Source organism: Aliiruegeria lutimaris (assembly GCF_900099935.1).
GTDB classification, from domain to species: Bacteria; Pseudomonadota; Alphaproteobacteria; order Rhodobacterales; family Rhodobacteraceae; genus Tropicimonas; species Tropicimonas lutimaris.
Genome location: NZ_FNEK01000033.1, coordinates 34,044 through 52,719 on the forward strand (window position 1 = coordinate 34,044; position 18,676 = coordinate 52,719).

18 protein-coding genes are annotated in these 18,676 nt (G+C 65.2%); 12 read left to right on the forward strand and 6 right to left on the reverse strand.

The features are described from left to right. The first annotated feature begins 5 nt into the window (after positions 1-5). Positions 6-836, forward strand: coding sequence for an ABC transporter ATP-binding protein (locus BLR85_RS15820; RefSeq protein ID WP_093158014.1), 831 nt, complete (start codon positions 6-8; stop codon positions 834-836). Between the two features lie 333 nt (positions 837-1,169). Continuing rightward, complete coding sequence (locus tag BLR85_RS15825) at positions 1,170-1,535, forward strand: rhodanese-like domain-containing protein (protein WP_093158017.1); 366 nt, start codon at positions 1,170-1,172, stop codon at positions 1,533-1,535. 4 nt (positions 1,536-1,539) lie between these two features. Here the strand turns inward: BLR85_RS15825 and BLR85_RS15830 are convergent, their stop codons facing one another. Continuing rightward, the gene (locus tag BLR85_RS15830) at positions 1,540-2,460 is read right to left on the reverse strand and encodes a LysR family transcriptional regulator (protein ID WP_093158020.1); all 921 of its coding nucleotides are present in this window, start codon (positions 2,458-2,460) and stop codon (positions 1,540-1,542) included. A gap of 3 nt (positions 2,461-2,463) precedes the next feature. Continuing rightward, complete coding sequence (locus BLR85_RS15835; protein ID WP_093158023.1) at positions 2,464-2,859, reverse strand: ACT domain-containing protein; 396 nt, start codon at positions 2,857-2,859, stop codon at positions 2,464-2,466. 137 nt (positions 2,860-2,996) lie between these two features. Here BLR85_RS15835 and BLR85_RS15840 point away from each other — a divergent pair, with 137 nt between their 5' ends. The 5 genes from BLR85_RS15840 to BLR85_RS15860 all read left to right on the forward strand — a co-directional run bounded on the left by BLR85_RS15840 (position 2,997) and on the right by BLR85_RS15860 (position 9,353). Further along, entirely contained in the window at positions 2,997-4,505 is a 1,509-nt protein-coding gene (locus tag BLR85_RS15840; protein WP_093158026.1) for an ABC transporter substrate-binding protein, read from the forward strand. Positions 4,506-4,677: 172 nt separating this feature from the next. Then, positions 4,678-5,595 carry a carbohydrate ABC transporter permease gene (locus BLR85_RS15845; RefSeq protein ID WP_244520752.1) on the forward strand — a complete coding sequence of 306 codons (918 nt, stop codon included), beginning with the start codon at positions 4,678-4,680 and terminating at the stop codon, positions 5,593-5,595. After that, entirely contained in the window at positions 5,592-6,458 is an 867-nt protein-coding gene (locus BLR85_RS15850; protein WP_093158032.1) for a carbohydrate ABC transporter permease, read from the forward strand. The genes BLR85_RS15845 and BLR85_RS15850 overlap by 4 nt, the downstream gene beginning before the upstream one ends. A gap of 229 nt (positions 6,459-6,687) precedes the next feature. After that, a complete protein-coding gene (locus BLR85_RS15855; RefSeq protein WP_093158035.1) occupies positions 6,688-8,226 on the forward strand; it encodes a sulfatase-like hydrolase/transferase in 1,539 nt (512 codons plus the stop codon). 77 nt (positions 8,227-8,303) lie between these two features. After that, entirely contained in the window at positions 8,304-9,353 is a 1,050-nt protein-coding gene (locus BLR85_RS15860) for a class I SAM-dependent methyltransferase (protein ID WP_093158038.1), read from the forward strand. Here the strand turns inward: BLR85_RS15860 and BLR85_RS15865 are convergent. Genes BLR85_RS15865 through BLR85_RS15875 form a run of 3 tightly spaced genes read right to left on the reverse strand, consistent with a single transcriptional unit; the run spans position 9,335 to position 11,638 of the window. After that, entirely contained in the window at positions 9,335-10,060 is a 726-nt protein-coding gene (locus tag BLR85_RS15865) for a lysophospholipid acyltransferase family protein (protein WP_093158041.1), read from the reverse strand. The genes BLR85_RS15860 and BLR85_RS15865 overlap by 19 nt on opposite strands. Position 10,061: 1 nt before the next feature. Further along, positions 10,062-10,964: a cell division protein FtsX gene (locus BLR85_RS15870; RefSeq protein ID WP_093158044.1), complete on the reverse strand. Its 903-nt coding sequence runs from the start codon at positions 10,962-10,964 to the stop codon at positions 10,062-10,064. Next, positions 10,961-11,638, reverse strand: coding sequence for a cell division ATP-binding protein FtsE (locus BLR85_RS15875; protein ID WP_093158047.1), 678 nt, complete (start codon positions 11,636-11,638; stop codon positions 10,961-10,963). Before BLR85_RS15875 ends, BLR85_RS15870 begins: the two co-directional genes overlap by 4 nt. A gap of 172 nt (positions 11,639-11,810) precedes the next feature. On the opposite strand from BLR85_RS15875, the gene BLR85_RS15880 reads away from it, so the two are divergent. The 5 genes from BLR85_RS15880 (at position 11,811) to BLR85_RS15900 (ending at position 18,366) form a co-directional block, all read left to right on the forward strand. After that, a complete protein-coding gene (locus tag BLR85_RS15880) occupies positions 11,811-12,788 on the forward strand; it encodes a zinc-ribbon domain-containing protein (protein WP_093158050.1) in 978 nt (325 codons plus the stop codon). A 193-nt stretch (positions 12,789-12,981) separates the two neighbouring features. Further along, positions 12,982-13,938, forward strand: coding sequence for an L-malyl-CoA/beta-methylmalyl-CoA lyase (locus BLR85_RS15885; protein WP_093158053.1), 957 nt, complete (start codon positions 12,982-12,984; stop codon positions 13,936-13,938). 192 nt (positions 13,939-14,130) lie between these two features. Then, on the forward strand, positions 14,131-15,093 hold the full coding sequence (locus BLR85_RS15890) for an acetyl-CoA carboxylase carboxyltransferase subunit alpha (protein WP_093158056.1): 963 nt from the start codon (positions 14,131-14,133) through the stop codon (positions 15,091-15,093). A gap of 319 nt (positions 15,094-15,412) precedes the next feature. Next, positions 15,413-16,633, forward strand: a complete 1,221-nt coding sequence (locus BLR85_RS15895) for a phenylacetate--CoA ligase family protein (protein WP_093158059.1) — start codon at positions 15,413-15,415, stop codon at positions 16,631-16,633. Positions 16,634-16,698: 65 nt separating this feature from the next. Further along, positions 16,699-18,366, forward strand: a complete 1,668-nt coding sequence (locus tag BLR85_RS15900) for a peptidoglycan-binding domain-containing protein (protein ID WP_093158062.1) — start codon at positions 16,699-16,701, stop codon at positions 18,364-18,366. A 12-nt stretch (positions 18,367-18,378) separates the two neighbouring features. Here the strand turns inward: BLR85_RS15900 and BLR85_RS15905 are convergent. Continuing rightward, positions 18,379-18,676 (reverse strand): transposase (locus tag BLR85_RS15905; RefSeq protein WP_170844596.1); only part of this gene is annotated, 298 nt, incomplete at its 5' end.

Consider the following 18,676-nt stretch of genomic DNA (forward strand, 5'->3'; position numbering starts at 1 on the left):
ACGCGATGCTGGATTCTGCTCCTGACGTGACGGCCGAGACGCTGCTCGAGGTCAACAATATCGAGGTGATCTACAATCACGTGATCCTCGTGCTGAAGGGCGTGTCGCTCTCGGTGCCCAAGTGTGGGATCACGGCGTTGCTCGGTGGAAACGGGGCGGGCAAGACGACCACGCTCAAGGCCATTTCGAACCTGCTGCATTCGGAGCGGGGCGAGGTGACGAAAGGCTCGGTGAAATACAAGGGCGAAGTCGTGCAGGATCTCGACCCGGCCAAGCTGGTCAAGAAGGGCGTGATCCAGGTGATGGAGGGCCGGCATTGCTTCGGGCATCTGACGGTCGAGGAGAACCTGTTGACCGGCGCCTATACGCGCGGCGATGGCAAGGCCGCGATCGAGGCCGACCTGGAGATGGTCTATAATTACTTCCCGCGGCTGAGGGAGCGGCGGCGGAGCCAGGCGGGCTATACCTCGGGTGGCGAGCAGCAGATGTGTGCGATCGGGCGGGCGTTGATGAGCCGGCCGGAGACGATCCTGCTCGATGAGCCTTCAATGGGGTTGGCGCCGCAGCTGGTGGAGCAGATTTTCGAGATCGTGAAGGCGGTCAACGAGGGCGAGGGCGTCAGTTTCCTGCTGGCGGAGCAGAACACGAACGTGGCGCTGCGCTTTGCCCATTACGGCTATATCCTGGAATCGGGCCGCGTGGTGATGGACGGGCCGGCCGCGGAGTTGCGGGAGAATCCGGATGTAAAGGAGTTCTACCTCGGCATGGGCGACGACGGGCGGAAATCTTTCCGCGACGTGCGCTCCTACCGGCGCCGCAAGCGCTGGCTGAGCTGAGGTTTCGGCGGCCGGGAGGGGAGGCCCGGTCTCCATGGCGGGTCCGCGTTCTTCGGAGCGCGGCCCGTTTTTTTGGGCGGGTGGTGCAAAGCGCTTTGCAGCCGTGGTTGCACCACGGCGTGTGCGCGGCCAGGGCGAATTGCGGTCGCTTTTGAAAGGGGTTGCGTGCCTGGTGAGCGGCTGCGCCGGAAAGCTGCCGGCCGTTCGGGGCGCGTCCTTTCCACACGGGGCGACGCTCGACGCTTGACAAAACTGCAAAGGAATCGCTCGAAGCCATTGAAGAATCTGTCGGCAGACAGATATATTCGATCAAACGAATGTGAGGCATGACGAATGTTCCTGACCATGATGAACCCTTTTGCGGCGGGCGCGGTTCCGATTGAACCGCTGAAAGCCATCGCGATGATGAAGAAAAACCAGGCCGTGCTGGTGGATGTGCGCGAGGCGCATGAATTTGGCAGCGGCCATGCCAAGGGGGCGGTCAATATCCCGGTGGGACAGGTCGCGCGCATGGCGGATCCGGCCTCGGCGGAGTGCCATCCGGCGCTGAAGCAGGGAAAGCCCGTGATCCTCTATTGTCTGTCCGGGTCGCGTGCGACCATGGCGGGCAAGGCGTTTCGCAAGCTGGGCCACGAGAAGGTGTTCAACTTCGGCGAACTGAAGAAGTGGACATTTTCCGGCGGAGATGTCGAACTCTGACCGATCACCGCGCTCGCAGCCCGAGCGCGTCTATCCGTTCCTCGGCGAGGCTCAGCAGGGTGCGAAACGCCTGGTTTGACTGAAGCGAGCGCCGATGGATTGGACCGGATTGAAAGGCTATGGGCTTCAGGTTCGTCGGGATGATCGTGAGGCCCGTGCCGTGGCTGGAGGTCAGCGACGAGGACGGCAGAAGGGCGAGGAAATCGCCTTCGCGCAGCAGTTCCAGCACGGTGATCATGGATTCGCACTGGATGGCCGCGTGGACGCGGGTGCCGGTTTCCTCCTGGATCGCGTCCCGTACAGTATCGAGATAGGCCAGGTCGCTCTGGTAGGAGAGCCAGGGCCATGACAGCAGGTCCCGCGCCGATGCCACGCCTTTTGACAGCAGCGGGTGCGTGTCGCGCCCGATAACCGTGAGTTCGGCCGCCATCAGCGCCCGGCGGATGAGGAAGCTCGGCAGGCCCTCGATACGCTGGAACCCTCCGAAAAACGCGTCCAACTCGCCGTTTTGCAGCCGCGGGGAGGCGGTGGTGTAGTCCATCGGCTCCAGCGTGACGGAAAGGGCCGGGTGGCGGGCATGCATGCGGGCAATGCAATAGGGCAGGATCGTGTGCATCCAGACCGGCGCCGCAGCGATCCGGATTGTGCCGCGCTCGCCTTCGCGCAGGGCGCGAATCTCGATCTCGGCGAGGTGGCTTTCGCGCAGCAGGTGGCGGGCGTGGATCAGCACGCGGCCGCCAAGCGATGTCAGGTGGACACCACGCGAGCGGCGTTCGAACAGCGGCGCGCCGACCTGCTCCTCCAACAGGCGGATCGAGCGGGTGAGCGCTGGCTGTGTCAGGCCGATCTGGTCGGCGGCGCGGCGCACGGAACCGGACTCGGCCACGGCGACGAAACGTTTCAGGCTTTCGAGATTCTCAAGCATGACTCACGCGGTTTCGGCGATGCGGGCGAGGATCGTCATCGCCTCGTCCTCTCGCCCGTCCGGCACGAAGAGGTGATCGTGGTAGAAGCCCGAGACCGGGTTCACCCCCATGCCATGTCGGGCAAGCTCCGTGGCGATGCGGGCGATAAAGCCGACGGCTTCGAGCGAGGAATGCACGTCGAGCGTGATCATTCGGCAGGGAAACGCGTGATCCAGGCCACGGGCCACTGCCTCGGCCTTTCGCAGGATCAGCGTCGTCCCCTCGGCCTCTTCGAAAACCATGCGGGGGGACAGGTCGGCGGGGCGCAACCCTCGCACGGTGGCGAAGACGTAAAGATCCGGGTCCAGTCTGGCCGAAAGGCTGCGGAGAAGCGCGTCGAGGTTGGTTTCTCCGGACATGAGGTCTCTCCACTTGGCGGCTACATGTGATGCATAATCGTTATCGATATTTAAAAAATGTCAACTTTTACTGATCGAAGCTTTGACGCAGGCTCGGTGGCGAGGAGAACCGAATCCGTCATGCCAGGGAGGAACTCATGACATTCGCCAAGACCGGGCTTTCGCGCCGTGCCTTTATCCAGGGAACCACCGCCGTCATTGGGGCTGCCGCGTTTGGGGCGCATCGTGCGGCCGCAAGTGTACCCGCGCCGATTGGCGATCTTCCCAAGGGCGTCACCTTCCGCTGGATCGACTCGGGCGACCAGAAGGCGGTGTTCTACAAGAAGTTCTTTGCCGATTACGCCAAGGATCGCGGCATCGAGGTGGTCTATGACGCGCTGCCGTGGAACGAGATCGCGCAGGTCGTGCCGCTGGGCGTGCGCAACAACTCCGCCCATGACGTTTTCGCGCTGCCGCAGAACGTGAACCCGGCCGATGCCGTGGCGCAGGGCTGGGTGCAGCCCTATGACGATTTCATCCCCGATATTGCCACGTGGAAGGCCAGCTTCCCGGCCGGTGCCTTCCTGCCCGGCATCAACGAGTTCGACGGCAAGACCTATGGCCTGCCGTTTACCTCGAACAAGCGCTACGGCACGCATCTGCTCTACAACAAGGCCTACATGACCGAGGCGGGCTACGATCCGGAGGCCAAGCCGCTCAACTGGACCGAGTTCCGCGACGCCGCGAAAAAGATCACCGAAGCCGGCAAGGGCCGCTATTTCGGCTTCATCATCGGCGGCAACCAGCTTGGACGCTGGAGCCAGACGGTGCGCAACATGGGCCGGATGGCGGGTGCCAGCGCGGGTGGCGACAGCGTGATCGAGGCGGATATCGATTTCCGCACCGGCGATTACGTCTTCGACAGCGACGCCTATATCGCCGCGATCGAGCTGCTGATCGCCATGCAGGCGGATGGCTCCGTCTTCCCCGGCATCATGTCGATGAACGCCCCGCAGGCGCGGGCCTACATGCCGCAGGGCGCGGCGGGCATGATCCTGCAACGACCGTGGAATATCGGCGGCTGGGAAGGCCAAAACCCGGAATTCGATTTCGGCGTCTCCTCCGGCCCGGTGCCGGATGAGGGCCCGGTTGGCAAGCTGACCATCGGCCAGGGCGCGCTGGCGCCGAACACGATGTGGCTCTTCAAGGGCTCCGAGCTTGGCCCCATCGCGGGCGATATCTTCCATTATCTCGGCACGGTCGAGGGGCAGACCGCCTGGGCCAATATCGTCGGAGCGGGCGATCCGCCGATCTTCCCCGAAGCGCTGGAAGGCGCAGAGATGTCGTACCGTTCCAAGGCGATCCTGCAGCATTTCAACGAGGCGATCCGCGTCGGGCCGAACCCGGTGGTGGGCAATTCGGAACTGGGCAAGGTGATCGGAGCCTTCCAGGCGCCGGAGGTGAACTTTGCCCGCACCGTGCAGGGGCTTGTCGCCGGCGAGCTGAAGGGCGTCGCACAGGAGATGAAGGGCCTCAAGGACCGCTACAACGCCGCGCTCGACGCCGCCTTCGCCAAGGCCAAGGCGGATGGTGCCGCCGTGGATCGTTCTGACCTGGTCTTCTCGAACTGGAATCCGAACGAGGATTTCGGAGCTGCCGACTATTGAAGCATTTCGCCGTGACCTGAATCGTCTTTCGCTGTCTCTCGGCACAGCCTCGAATGCGAAAGACGATACGAGATAACTCAGGTTGATGGCAAAACGCTATGATCGGCTGACCGGGGCCGCCCGCCTCCCCTAGAGGGCGGCCCCACCCCCCATTTGAGGCAAGGCGCGAACCGTGTTCGAGACATTGCACCGATACAGGTATCACTACCTCATGCTGCTTCCGGGGCTGATCCTGGGCGGCATGTTCGTTTTCTATCCGATCTTCGCGGCCTGCTATTACGCGATGCATGACTGGTCGGGTTTCAACTCCGACAAGGTCTTCGTGGGCATGGGGAATTTCGTGAAACTGTTCACGGACCCGATCTTCTGGGATGCCTTCCAGCGCGCGCTGATCTTCCTGCTGGGCACGGTGCCCTTGCAGATGACCATCTCGCTCGTGCTTGCCGTGCTGCTCAACAACCAGCTGCTGAAGATGAGCACCTATTTTCGGACGATGATCTTCCTGCCCGTGGTGACCCCGGTCGCGGTGATCGGCATCATCTGGACCTTCCTGCTCTCGCCCTTCAACGGGCCGGTGAACGGCTTGCTGCTCGATCTCGGGCTGATCTCGCGGCCGGTGGACTTCCTCGGCTCGACCGACACGGTGATGCCCTCGGTGATCGGCGTCTATGTCTGGAAATGGCTCGGCATCACCATGATCTACTGGCTGGCCGCGCTGCAGACCGTGCCGGACGATGTCTATGACAGCGCCAAGCTCGACCGGTGCCGGGGCGCGAAGCTCGTCTGGTATATCGTGCTGCCCATCGTGCTGCCCTTTGCCGTGGCGATCACGCTGATCTCGGCCGTGGGCGCGCTCAACGTCTTCCCGCTGATCATGTCCATGACCAATGGCGGGCCGTTCTTCGCCTCCGAGGTGATGGAGATCTTCATCTATCGCACCGCTTTCGCCACCGGCGACGGCTCGATCCCGCGGCTCGGCTACGCGGCGGCGGCGGGCGTGTTCTTCGGCTTCGTCGTGCTCTCGCTCACCATCGGACAGGCCATCGCCACGCGGCGCGCCCGCGCCGGGGCCAAGGAGATCCGCTCATGAGATCGCGCCTCTCTCCGCTCCGCATCGTCTATGGCGACCACCGGGCCAACTGGCGCATCGGCCTCGTCTCGGCTTTCCTGACGGTGATCTGCCTGATCTGGATCTATCCCTTCGTCTGGATGATCTCGACCTCGCTCAAATCCAATGCCGAGATGTTCTCCAACCCCGGCCTGATCCCGCAAAGCTGGGCCACCGAGAACTATGCCCGCGCCTGGACCGAGGCGCATATGGGCAGCTATTTCTTCAATACGCTGATCGTGACCGTTGGCTCGGTGGTCATCGTCACGACCTGCACCTCGATGCTCGGCTATGTGCTGGGACGCTACCGCTTCCCGGGCCGCAACATCCTCTTCTTCTCCTTCGTGGCGACGGTCTTCATTCCGCAGGGCTTCACCATCATCCCGGTTTTCGAGTTGCTGTCGCGACTGGGACTCTCCTCGAACCTGTTCGGCCTGACGATTGCCACCTCCGGCCACGCTATGGTGATCTTCGTCGTGCTCTTCGCCGGTTATTTCGCGCAACTCCCGCGGGAGCTGGAGGAGGCCGCGCGGGTGGATGGCGTGAGCTTCCTGAAGATCTTCTGGTACGTGATGCTGCCGTTGGCGCGGCCGATGGTGGTGACGGTGGTGATCATGCAGGTGCTGCATGCGTGGAACGACTTCCTGCTGCCCTTGGTGGTGACGCTGGCCAACCCGGCGATCCGCACGCTCTCGGTCGGCATCTATGCCTTCAAGGGCGAGCAGTTCATCGACTGGACCGGCATGGCGGCGGCAGCGACGATCTCCATCGTGCCGATCGTTGTGCTGTTCATGCTGTTGCAGCGGTATTTCATCAACGGCCTCGCCGGGGCGGTGAAGGGATGACGATGCTTCCGACATACGTAATAGGCGATGAGGGCAGCGCCCGACCCTGGGTGGGCGCGCCGCAACGCAGTTTCAACGCGGTTTATCTCAAAGCCCCGGACGCCGGATCAACGACATACGACATCACCAATGCGCCCTCCCGCGGGGAGGGTCGGGCGCGGCCCGGGCTGGACGCCCGTGCCAGTTCTTATTGTGAGCAAAACGCCCTAAGATCGAAAAGGATAAACCGGTGACCAAGCGCCCAAACATCCTGCTCATCACCACCGACCAGCAGCATTTCAGCGCGCTCGGCGCGGTGAACCCGGCGATCCGGACGCCCAATCTCGACCGGCTCTGTGCCGAGGGCACGCGGTTCGACCGCGCCTATTGCCCCGCGCCGACCTGCACGCCCTCGCGCGCCTCGATCATCACCGGGCTGATGCCCTCGCAGCACGGCGCCTGGACCATCGGCTGCAAGCTGCCCGAGGAGGTGCCGACGCTGGGCGCGGCGCTCTCTGAGGCGGGCTACGCCACCGGCCTGATCGGCAAGGCGCATTTCCAGCCGCTGGCGGGCGAGGGCTCGCTAGAAAAACAGCCGATCCTGCGGGATTTGGACTTCTGGCGCGGCTTCCACGGCCCCTTCTACGGCTTCGATCATATCGAACTGTGCCGAAACCACGCCGACGAGGCCCATGTCGGCCAGCATTACGCGGCGTGGATGGAGGATAACGGGCTGGCGGACTGGAAAGAGTATTTCCAGCCGCTTCCGGGGGACTCCGCGTCGAAAGCGCCTGTTATGGCGCAGGGTGCGCCCTATTGGGCGCGCGAGGGGCGCGTCTGGGCGCTGCCGGAGGAGATGCATTACACGACCTGGATCGGCGAGCGTTCCATGGCCTTCCTCGACCGCGCCGCCGAGGCGGACACGCCTTTCCTGCTCTGGACGTCCTTCCCCGATCCGCACCCGCCCTACACGGTGCCCGAACCCTGGGCGACGATGTACGACCCCGAGGACATGGAGCCGGGGCGGTTGACGCCCGGTGAGCACGACCGCAACCCACCGCATTTCGCGAAGACCCAGCAGGCAGCGCCTGACTTCGCCGGCTGGCACGAGCCGTATGAGGCCCATGGTTGTGCCAGCCACCTTTACCCCGAAGACGCGCTGAAAAAGGACATGGCCGTCTATTACGGCATGATGTCCTTCCTCGATCACGAGATCGGCCGCATCCTCGACCACCTGGAACAGCTCGGGCTGGCAGAGGATACGCTGATCGTCTTCACCACCGATCACGGGCATTTCCTCGGCCAGCACGGCCTCGTGGCCAAGGGGCCGTTCCACTACGAGGACATGCTGCGGCTGCCCTTCATCGTCCGTTGGCCGGGCCGCGTGCCGGCGGGGCGGGTGAGCGATGCGCTGCAATCGCTGGTGGATTTGATGCCGAGTTTTCTCGACGCGGCCGGGTTCGGCGCGCCGGACAATCTGCAGGGTATTTCGCAGCTTCCCGTCTGGACGGCAGAGGCCGGGAGTCTCCGGGATTTCGTCCTTTGCGAGAACCGGCACAACCCGGTGCGCCCGCATGTGACGAGCTTTATCGATGCCCGCTACAAGATCTCGGTCTATCGCGAGGGCGATTGCGGCGAGATTTTCGACCTGCGGGAGGATCCGGGCGAGATCCGCAATCTGTGGGAAGATCCACAGCGCGAACCGCTCAAGCGCGAGCTGTTGCACCGGATGGTGCAGGCCATGCTCGCCTCCGAACCGATGAAGACGCCGCGGGTGGCGCAGGCCTGAAGGCGGGTGAAAACCGGATATTCAGTTTCGCAGGGAGCCACACTAGACTTTCCGAAGGGCTTCTGGAGGCTGTCTGCGTGCAACGATCATTTGGCGAGAAGAAACAAGATGCCTGGCCGGAGACGGCGGCGATCAGGCGGCTTGTGGCGTCCCTCGCCACCGAGTTGGAAAAACTCCCGCATTCCGGCGCGGCGATACCGCCCGAAATCTTGAAGCTTGGCCGGGCTATAGGCGACCTGGCGCGCTCCAACGCCATGTCGCTGGGGGAAGCCGATGCCGTCAAGGCGCAAGTGATCCGGGGGTGGATCTCAAGTTGGCCACGCATCGAGGCGCTCTTGCAGGCGCAGTGCCCCGCGGTTGCCCGCCCGCTCTTTCCCGAGTTCGAGGATCCCTTGCATCCGCGCCGGCTCCAAGCTGAGCTTGCCAATCAGTTTGCCCATGGGCAGCACCGGCTGCTCAATACACTGACACAGGACGCGGATACCGAAGTGGAAGGGGCTTTCAGCGATATCTCTCTTCCCCTGTCCGTTTTCCTGGAGAATATCCACGCCGCTTGCCGCGTCCTGCTGGCGCTCGGGCGCCATGAAGACCGGCGCTTCGTCGATATCGGCTGCGGCAGCGGCGAGAAGCTTCTTGCTGCGGCGCCCTGTTTCGAGCGCGTGACCGGAGTGGAGATCGATCCGGGTTATGCCGCGCTGGCCCGCGACATCACCCACCGCGCGCGTATCGGAAATGCGGATATCGTCGAGACCGATGCGCGCACATACGAAGGCTGCGCGCAACAGGACGTGATCTATTTCTACCGCCCCATGCGCTACCCAAAGGCGCTGGCGCAGCTCGAAAGCCAGGTGGTCGAGACCTGTCGCGCGGGCACGCTCCTGATCGCGCCGTATGAGGGCTTCCGTTACAAGTTCAAGGAGCTCGGTTGCGCCCATCTGGGCGGTTTTCTCTATGTTTCGGGTCTGGAGGACGCGGAGGCGGAGGTGCTGCGGAAAAAGGCGGAACTGATCGGTCCGCATGTGAAGCGCGAACTGCCGGAGCTTCCAAAGATCTGGGCGCCTATCCTCGAAGCATCGCGGCTGCGCGGCTTCTCGCCCCTTGTGAACCGCTATTCGGGCACATGGTAACCAGCCTCGGCCATCAGCCGGATGGAGGCCGTTTCGACCGCCTCTTCGAGTTCCGTCATGAAAACACGCTGCTTGAGGCCCGGCTGGATGACCGGCAGGAACTCGACCACCGCAAGGCCGGGCTTGCGCAGCACGCCGAAGCGCGGCCAGAAAACGCCGACATTGGTGGCCGCAGGCACGCAATCTTGCTCCAGTTGGCCGTAGAGAACGCCGGTGCCGATCTTGTAGGGCAGCCTTGCCTCCGGCGCGACGCGGGTCCCTTGCGGATAGATGATGAGCTGCCCCGGCGAGCTGAGCCCGGCCGCGACACGCTTTTTCATTTCCAGAACTGCCTGGCCGCGCTTGCCGCGATCGACGGGAATGCAACCGATCCACTTGGCGTACCACCCGACGATGGGAACGAAGCGCAACTGCGCCTTCATGATGAATTTCGGTCGCGGCACCTGCGAGACGATCATGATGATGTCGAAGAAGCTCTGGTGCTTGGAGGCGATGATGCATTCGCCGGTGGGAACCGTTCCGCGCAGCTCCGAGCGCAGCCCGACCATCCACGACGCCGTCCAGCGCACCCAGCGGCAATAGGTGCGGCAGGCGGTGAAGGCCATCGGGCGGTGGACCAGCGTGATGGGGGTAAAGAACAGCGCCATCAGCACCATCATCAGGTACATCTGGGTGTTGAAAATCAGCGAGCGCAGGTATTGCAGCATGTCACGTTGTCTTTCGCAATTGCCGGAAGGCGGCATAGCGTGTTGCCGCGAAGGCGACGATGGCGGCGATGGGCGGAATGGCCAGTGGCAGCAGCCAACTCGTGCCGGTGAGGCTTAGCCCGGTCAGGAAGCCGCCCTCGGCATCGGCGCTTGGCAGCAGCGCGATGGCGGCCATGCCGAGCGCTGTGCCGGTCGCCGCGCCCACCAGCGCACGCAGCGTGAAGCGGCGCACGAAGGCGCGGGCGATATAGGTGTCGAGCGCCCCGATCAGGCGCAGCGCGGCGATCACCCGTTCATTGGCGGCGAGCGCGGCCTGCGCGGCTAGCGTGATCATGGCGGCGGTCGCGGCCGAGATCAGCCCAAGCGACAGCAAGCCCAGCATCCGAAGCCGCTCGGCGGCGTGGACCAGCGGTTCGCGCCAGCGGGTGTGATCGTCGTAAACGGCGCCGGGCGCCTCGCCCGCGAGCCGTGCCCTGAGCCCGGCCACGTCCACGCCCTCCTCGGTCTCGACCACCTCGATCAGCTCCGGAATGCGCAGCGCGTCGAGCGGCAGGTCCGGCCCGAACCACGGCTCCAGCAGCGCCATGCGTTCGGCATTGCCGAGCGGGCGCGCCTCTGCCACCCCGGGGGTGGTCTCCAGCACGGTCAGGGTGTTGGTCAGCTGTTGGGCGGCCTGCTCGGGCGGGGCGGAGATCCGAATGGTGGCGGTGCGCGCCAGCGCTTCGGACCAGCGGGTCGCCAGCCGGTCGGTCGCCAGCGACAGCGCCAGCGCGAACACGGCGAGAAAGGCCATGGCGGCGGCGGTAAACACGGTGAGCCGCGCGGTGAAGCCGGTCGGTGGCACCACGCGATCGGCCCCGCTCGTGCCCGCCAGGAAGGCGCCCGCCTTGCCGAACACGCTCATAGCTCCGCTCCCGCCAGAGACAGCGTGCCGCCGGCAATGCGCAGCACGCGGGCCGAGACCTGGGTCTTGGCGGCGCGGATCAGGTTGAGATCATGCGTGGCCACGAGGATCGTCTTGCCCATCCGGTTCAGCTCCACCAGCAATTGCAGCAGGCGCAGCGACATCTCCCAGTCGACATTGCCGGTCGGCTCGTCGGCCAGCACGATCTCCGGGTCCATGATCACCGCGCGGGCAAGGGCGGCGCGCTGGCGCTCCCCGCCCGAAAGCTGCGGCGGCAGCGCGTCTGCGCGCGAAGACAGCCCGACCCAGGCCATGAGTTCTTTCAGGTTCTGGTCCTCCGGGGCCGCATCGCGCCCGGTGACGGCGAGCGGCATGGCGAGGTTCTCGGTCAGCGGCAGGTGGTCGAGAAACTGACAATCCTGATGCACCACGCCGATCCGGCGGCGCGTGCGCGCGACATCATCGCGGCTCATAGACTTCACATCGCGGCCGAAAATGGAAAGCTGCCCGGATGTTGGCAGCAATTCCATGTAGCACAGCTTGAGCAAGGTCGACTTGCCGGCGCCCGAGGGCCCGGTGAGAAAATGAAACGATCCCGGTGCAAGGTGCAGCGTGACGTCTCCAAGAAGGGTGCCGTTGCCATAGGAATAGGCAACATCGTTCAGTTCGATCACGAAATCTCCTTCCCCTCCCTGCGCGGCCCGTTGTGCCTGAGCAACGGACGCGTTTCAACGGGGTTCGCATCCGAAGGGATGTGCATTTTCTTTGTCATCCCCCCGATCCCGAGGCATAAACGTAGAAAAGTCAGAGCAGTGGGGCAGTTTGCAAGCCCCGTCGAGAGGGGACATGCGCCTTACCTGTCCAAATTGCGGAGCCCAGTACGCGGTCGATGCCCGTGTGATTCCGGATACCGGTCGGGACGTGCAATGCTCGAATTGCGGCAAGACGTGGTTCCAGCATCATCCAGATCATCCGTCAGCTCCGGAAACGCCCGTCGAAGAGCCGGAAATTTCCGCGCCGCCCCCGCCGGACCCCGAGCCCGAACCACCCGCGCGGCAGCCAGCCTCCGTTGCGCCCGCCTCCGCGGCTGTCGCCGAGCCTGAAACGGCCGACGAAATTCCGGATCCTGCGCTGGGGTCGGCGGCTGGGATTTTCGATGAGCCCGACGAGCCCGATGATCTGCCCATAGAGGCTGACCTGCCCGACGAAGCGACGCCGGAGGTCGAGGAAAAAGAGCCCGAAGAGGCACCCGACTCCGAGCCGATTCCGCCCCGCCGGCCCGTCGACGCGGCTGCGATGGCGGTTTTGCGTGAGGAAGCCGCGCGTGAGCAGGCTGCCCGCCAGGCGGAACGCGGCGCGCTGGAGACGCAGGGCGAGTTGGACATGCCTGCCCCGGAGCGCGCTGCGCGCCGGCCGGAGCCGGATCTGGTCCCGCGCGAACCGGCGCGGGTCGTGCCGTCGGACACGATTCCGGCCGAGGAAGAGGAACGCAGCGACAAGCCGGCGCCGCGCCGCGAACGCCTTCCCGATGTCGAGGAGATCAATTCGACCCTTCGGCCAGAGGAGGCCGCTTCCGCCCGGAGCGCGGAAAACCGGGTTCCCCGGGAAGAGCGCAGCCGTGGCCGCCGGATCGGCATGGGGCTCGCGTTCCTGGTCTTCGGCGGCCTTGCCTTGCTCTACAGCCAGCACAAGACGGTTGCGGACAAGCTGCCGCAGGCGGCGCCGGTGCTGGAGCAATATGTGACGTCGGTCGATGCGGCGCGCCTGCGGCTGGACCGGGCGCTGCGGTCCTCCGTGGCCAGGCTGCAGGGAAGCGGCGAGTAGCCCGCCCTGTCGATGCCGCATCGGCAGCCTGCCGTCTCTGCCGGTAACCCATTCTGAAAACGACGTGATTGCCCGCGTTCGGGGGCGCGTGGCGTGCCGTTATGCTGCCACTGCGAAAAGAGTCTTGTCAGGGTGCGCGCAATAATCTACCCCGTATCGAACCAGATTCGAAATATACTTGCCGGAGAGAGTCATGAGCTTCCGCATTCAGCCTGCCGCCCCCGCCCGCCCGAACCGTTGCCAGCTCTTTGGCCCGGGGTCCCGCCCGGCGATCTTCGAGAAGATGGCGGCGAGCGCGGCCGATGTCATCAATCTCGACCTCGAGGATTCGGTGGCCCCCGACGACAAGGCGGAAGCGCGCAAGAACATCATCCAGGCCATTGGCGACGTGGACTGGGGCAACAAGACGCTGTCAGTGCGGATCAACGGGCTCGACACGCCCTATTGGTATCGTGACGTGGTGGACCTGCTGGAGCAGGCCTCGGACCGGCTCGACCAGATCATGATCCCGAAAGTGGGCTGCGCGGGCGACATCTATGCCGTGGACGCGCTTGTGACCGCGATCGAGCGTGCCAAGGCGCGCGCCAAGCCGATCAGTTTCGAAGTGATCATCGAGAGCGCGGCCGGCATTGCCCATGTCGAGGAGATCGCCGCCGCCTCGCCCCGGATGGAGGCGATGAGCCTCGGCGCCGCCGATTTCGCGGCCTCCATGGGCATGCAGACCACCGGTATCGGCGGCACGCAGGAAAACTACTACATGATCCGAGAGGGCGTGAAGCATTGGTCCGACCCGTGGCACTGGGCGCAGGCCGCGATCGTTGCCGCCTGCCGGACCCATGGCGTTCTGCCGGTGGACGGGCCGTTCGGCGATTTCTCGGATGATGACGGCTTTGTCGCGCAGGCGAGGCGTTCCGCGACGCTCGGCATGGTCGGAAAATGGGCGATCCACCCCAAGCAGGTGGCGCTGGCCAACGAGGTGTTCACACCGTCCGAAGCGGCGGTGGCCGAGGCAAAGGAAATTCTCGCGGCGATGGAGAAGGCAAAGGCAGAGGGGGCCGGCGCCACGGTCTACAAGGGCCGTCTCGTGGACATCGCCTCGATCAAGCAGGCCGAAGTGATCGTGAAGCAGGCTGAGCTTATCGCCGGCTGATCCGTTCGACCAGGTCCTGCTGCGCCCGCCGGGGGAGGGGAGACCCACGGCGGGCGCACCTTTTTCCAGGCGTCCCGGTTGGGCGCCGCCCCGATCGTGCGGCGATGTTCCGTGTTCGTGGTCGGGCGGTCCGGGTTCTGTTGCAAATCCCACCGTTCGGACGCATATGGGTGCGAGCAGTAAGGGAGCCGCGTGATGAACTATCTGGAGTTCGAAAAGCCTCTGGCCGAGATCGAAGGAAAGGCCGAGGAGCTTCGGGCGATGGCCCGTTCGAACGAGGGGATGGACGTGAAGGCCGAGGCCGCGGCGCTGGACGCCAAGGCGGCCGCCATGCTCAAGGATCTCTATGGAAAGTTGACGCGCTGGCAGAAATGCCAGGTCGCCCGCCACGCGGAGCGCCCGCATTGCCAAGAATATATCGAGACGTTGTTCACCGAATACACGCCGCTGGCAGGCGACCGGAATTTCGCCGATGACCACGCCGTCATGGGCGGCATGGCCCGCTTCAACGATCGGCCCGTGGTGGTGATCGGCCACGAGAAGGGCCACGACACGCAGAGCCGGATCGAGCGCAATTTCGGCATGGCGCGCCCGGAGGGCTATCGCAAGGCGATCCGTTTGATGGAGCTGGCCGACAAGTTCAACCTGCCGGTGGTGACGCTGGTGGACACGCCCGGCGCCTATCCGGGCAAGGGCGCCGAGGAGCGCGGCCAGTCGGAGGCGATTGCGCGCTCGACGCAGGCCTGCCTGACCATCGGTGTGCCGCTCGTCTCGGTGATCATCGGCGAGGGTGGCTCGGGCGGGGCGGTGGCCTTTGCGACCGGCAACCGTTTGGCGATGCTGGAGCATTCGATCTATTCGGTGATTTCGCCGGAGGGCTGCGCGTCGATCCTGTGGAAAGATGCCGAGAAGATGCGCGAGGCCGCCGAGGCGCTGCGCCTGACGGCGCAGGACCTCTTGGAGCTTGGCGTGACGGACCGCGTGGTGGCCGAGCCGGTTGGCGGGGCGCATCGTAACCGGGAGCAGGCCATTGCCAGCGTCGGCGCGGCGATTGCCGCGATGCTGGGCGAATTGGATGGGCTGGACCGGGCGGGGCTGATCGCGGACCGGCGGCGGAAATATCTCGAGCTCGGTAGCAAGGGCCTCGCTGCCTGACGTTTCTCGCCGGCGGGGTGTTTGCCGCCAGCGTGGAAGATCTGGCGGCCATCGCAGGCTGTTGGCCTTGTGCCAAGGGGGGCGCTGCCCCCCACGCGCTCGTTCGAGCGCTCCCCCCGGGATATTTTGGGAAAGGCGAAGCCATGGAGGTGTTGCGGTTCGCGGCGCTGCCTGGCGTAAGCCTTGGCCGGACTCTGATCTAGGCGGTTGATTTCAAAAGGCGGGTGGCGTGAACTGCGGGGGAGTTCGAAAGGCAGAGCATGGCCGTGTTCGGCGCCGGTAGGGGCGCGCGGCTGGCGACGAGGGAGGGATTGGAAACATGAGCAAGCCATTTGACGGGTTGGAACGGCGCAGCGTGGATGAGCGGGCGGTGGCCTTGGCGGAAGAATTGCCCCGGCAGATCGCGGCGGCGAAGGCACTGGCGGGCTATGCCAATAGCCTGGCCAAGGTGGATCCGGCGAAGATCACGGATGCAGGGGCGCTGGCCGGGTTGCCGGTCTTGCGGAAATCGGAGCTGGGTGGGAAGCAAACGGTCGATGAACCCTTTGGCGGTTTCACCACGCGGCCCGCGCACGGTTTTGACCACGTGTTCCAGTCGCCGGGGCCGCTTTACGAGCCGGGAATGACCTCGCAGGACTGGTGGCGGTTGGGCCGTTTCCTTCACGCCGCCGGGATCGGCAAGGGCGATATCGTGCAGAACTGCTTCGGCTACCACCTGACGCCGGCGGGGACGATGTTCGAGAACGGCGCCCGTGCGGTGGGGGCTGCGGTGCTGCCGGCGGGAACCGGCCAGACCGACCTGCAGGTGCGCGCGGCGGTGGATGTGGGCACGACCGCCTATGCTGGCACGCCGGATTTCCTGAAGGTGATCCTGGACCGGGCCGAAGAGATGGGCGAGGCGCTCAAGCTGTCCCGGGCCGTCGTGTCGGGCGGCGCGCTGTTCCCGTCGCTGCGGCAGGAATATGCAGATCGCGGCATTGCCACGCTGCAATGCTACGCCACGGCGGATCTCGGCAATATCGCTTATGAGAGCGAGGCGATGGAGGGGATGATCGTCGATGAGGGGGTCATCGTCGAGATCGTCACCCCCGGCACCGGCGATCCGGTTGGCCCCGGCGAGGTGGGCGAGGTGCTGGTGACCACGCTCAACCCCGATTACCCGCTGATCCGCTTTGCCACCGGCGACATGTCGGCCTGGCTGCCGGGCGAGAGCCCCTGTGGGCGAACCAATGCGCGGATCAAGGGCTGGATGGGACGGGCCGACCAGACCGCCAAGGTGAAGGGCATGTTCGTGCGGCCCGAACAGGTGGCGCAGCTGGTGGCGCGGCATTCCCATGTTCACAAGGCGCGGGTGATCATCAGCCGCGAGAACGAGATGGATGCGATGCATGTCCAGATCGAGGCCGATGGTGGCGACTGGACGGAATATGGCGAGGACGTGAAGGACCTGCTGAAGCTCAAAGCGTCGATCGAGGTTCTTGCGCCGGGCGAGCTGCCGAAAGACGGAATCGTGATCGAGGATCGCCGGGTCTACGACTGAGCCGCTATTTGATAACCGACGCCACAGGCGTAGACTTGCCCCAAAAGAAACACTCGGAGGCGGGTATGAGCAGATTGATGTCCAACCTCGCGGCGCTGGCCGCATCTATCGGCATGACTGTCTCGGCGGGGACCGTCTGGGCGGACCGGGCGCTGGTGATCGGCGCCCCGGAAGCCGAGCGGCGCGGCTTGTGGGGATCGGGCGACGGGGTGGATACGGCGCAAGCGTTGCGCGATGCCGGGTTCGAGGTGATCACGGCGGATGCCGGGTCGGTCTCCGCGATGCGCGCGGCGCTGTCGCGCTTTCTCGCCGGGATCGAGGGAGAGGACCGTATTGTCGTCCATCTCTCGGGAAGCTTCCTGCAGGGGGCGGAGCGGAGCTGGTTGATCGAGGCCGACAAGGTGGCGCGTCCGGATCTGGCCAATATCGACGATATCGGGCTTTCGGTGGATACCGTTCTGGCCGTGGCCGGGCGGGTGCCGGGCGCGGCGGTGGTGGCGCTGGGCGCGGCGAGCGGCAAGGTCGAGGCTGGGGATGGGCTGGGAACCGGCCTGTTTCGGGGCGCGGTGCCGCAAGGCGTGACGATTGTCGAGGGCAACGCCGAGGCCGTCGCGGGGTTTGTCGCCGGGCCGCTGCTGGAAGAGGGGCGGAGCCTGCCGGAGGCGATTGCCGCGGCGCGCGGCTTGCGTGGGCGCGGGTTCCTGTCGGAGAGCGTCGTCTTCCTGCCGGTGGGCGAGGAGCGCCCGGTTGCGCCGCCGAACGCGGCGGAGGTCGAGCGGGCGATCTGGCAGGCGACGACGGCGCAGGACAGCGTCGGTGGGTATGAGAGCTACCTGGAGCGTTTCCCGGAAGGGTTCTTCGTTGCCGAGGCGCGCGAGGCCATCGAACGGATCCGCACCGAGCCGAACCGGCTGGCGCGGCTGGCGGAGGAGGAGCTTGCGTTGAGCCGTGCCGACCGTCGGCGCATCCAGCGCGAACTGACCTTGCTGGATTACGAGCCGCGCGGGGTGGACGGCGTTTTCGGGCCGGGCTCGCGAGCGGCGATCACCCGTTTCCAGGTCAGGAACGGTTTTCCCGGCACGGGGTACCTGGATGCAACCCAGGTGGAACGGCTGGCCCTGCAGGCGGAACGCCGTGCGGCGGAAGTGGCTGCCGAGCAGCGGCGGCAGGAGCTTGAAAAGGAAAAACTGGACCGGGAGGCCTGGGCCGCGGTGACCGGGGCCGAGGACGAGGCCGGGCTGCGGACCTATCTCGAACGCTATCCCGAGGGGCTCTACGCGCCGATTGCGCGCGAACGGCTGGCGGCTATCGAAGCGGCGGCAAAGGCGCGCGCCGAGGCGCTTGAGCTGGCGGATTGGCAGGCGGCGTCCGAGGCGGGAACCGTCACCGCGCTGAACGCCTATCTCGCGGCTCATCCCGAGGGGGCCCATGCCGCGCAGGCCAGGGAACGCGTTGCGGCACTGGAAGGGGCCGATAGCGCGGCCATGCAACAGGCGCGTGCCGCCGAAGAGGCGCTGGGCCTGAATGCCGTCACGCGGACGATGATCGAGCGGCGGCTGGAGCAGTTGAACCTTGCGCCGGGCAGTGTCGACGGGACTTTCGATGCGGATACCCGCGCCGCGCTGCGGCGCTACCAGCGGGAGCGAGGGCTGGAGGTGACCGGCTACATGAGCCAGCAGGTCGTGTCCCAGATGCTCGCCGATCTCGGCAATTTCCTTCTGGGGCCGCTCTAGAGCGTGTCGCGTTTAATCGGCCTCATAGCCTGCGGCTTTGAAGTAGTTGTAGCATTCTTCGTCCGAGAAGAGGTTGCAGACCTGTCCGACGGCGGCCCAGAGTTGGTCATAGGTTCGCGCGGCGGCCTTCCTGATCAGTGTCTTGAGTTTCGAGAAGGCCATCTCGATGGGATTCAGATCTGGGCTGTAGGGTGGCAGGAACAGGAACCATGCACCAATCGCGCGTAGGGACGCCGCTGCGGCCGGGGCTTTGTGGCTCGACAGGTTGTCGAGTATGACAACGTCGCCTTCGCGCAGCGTCGGCCCCAGT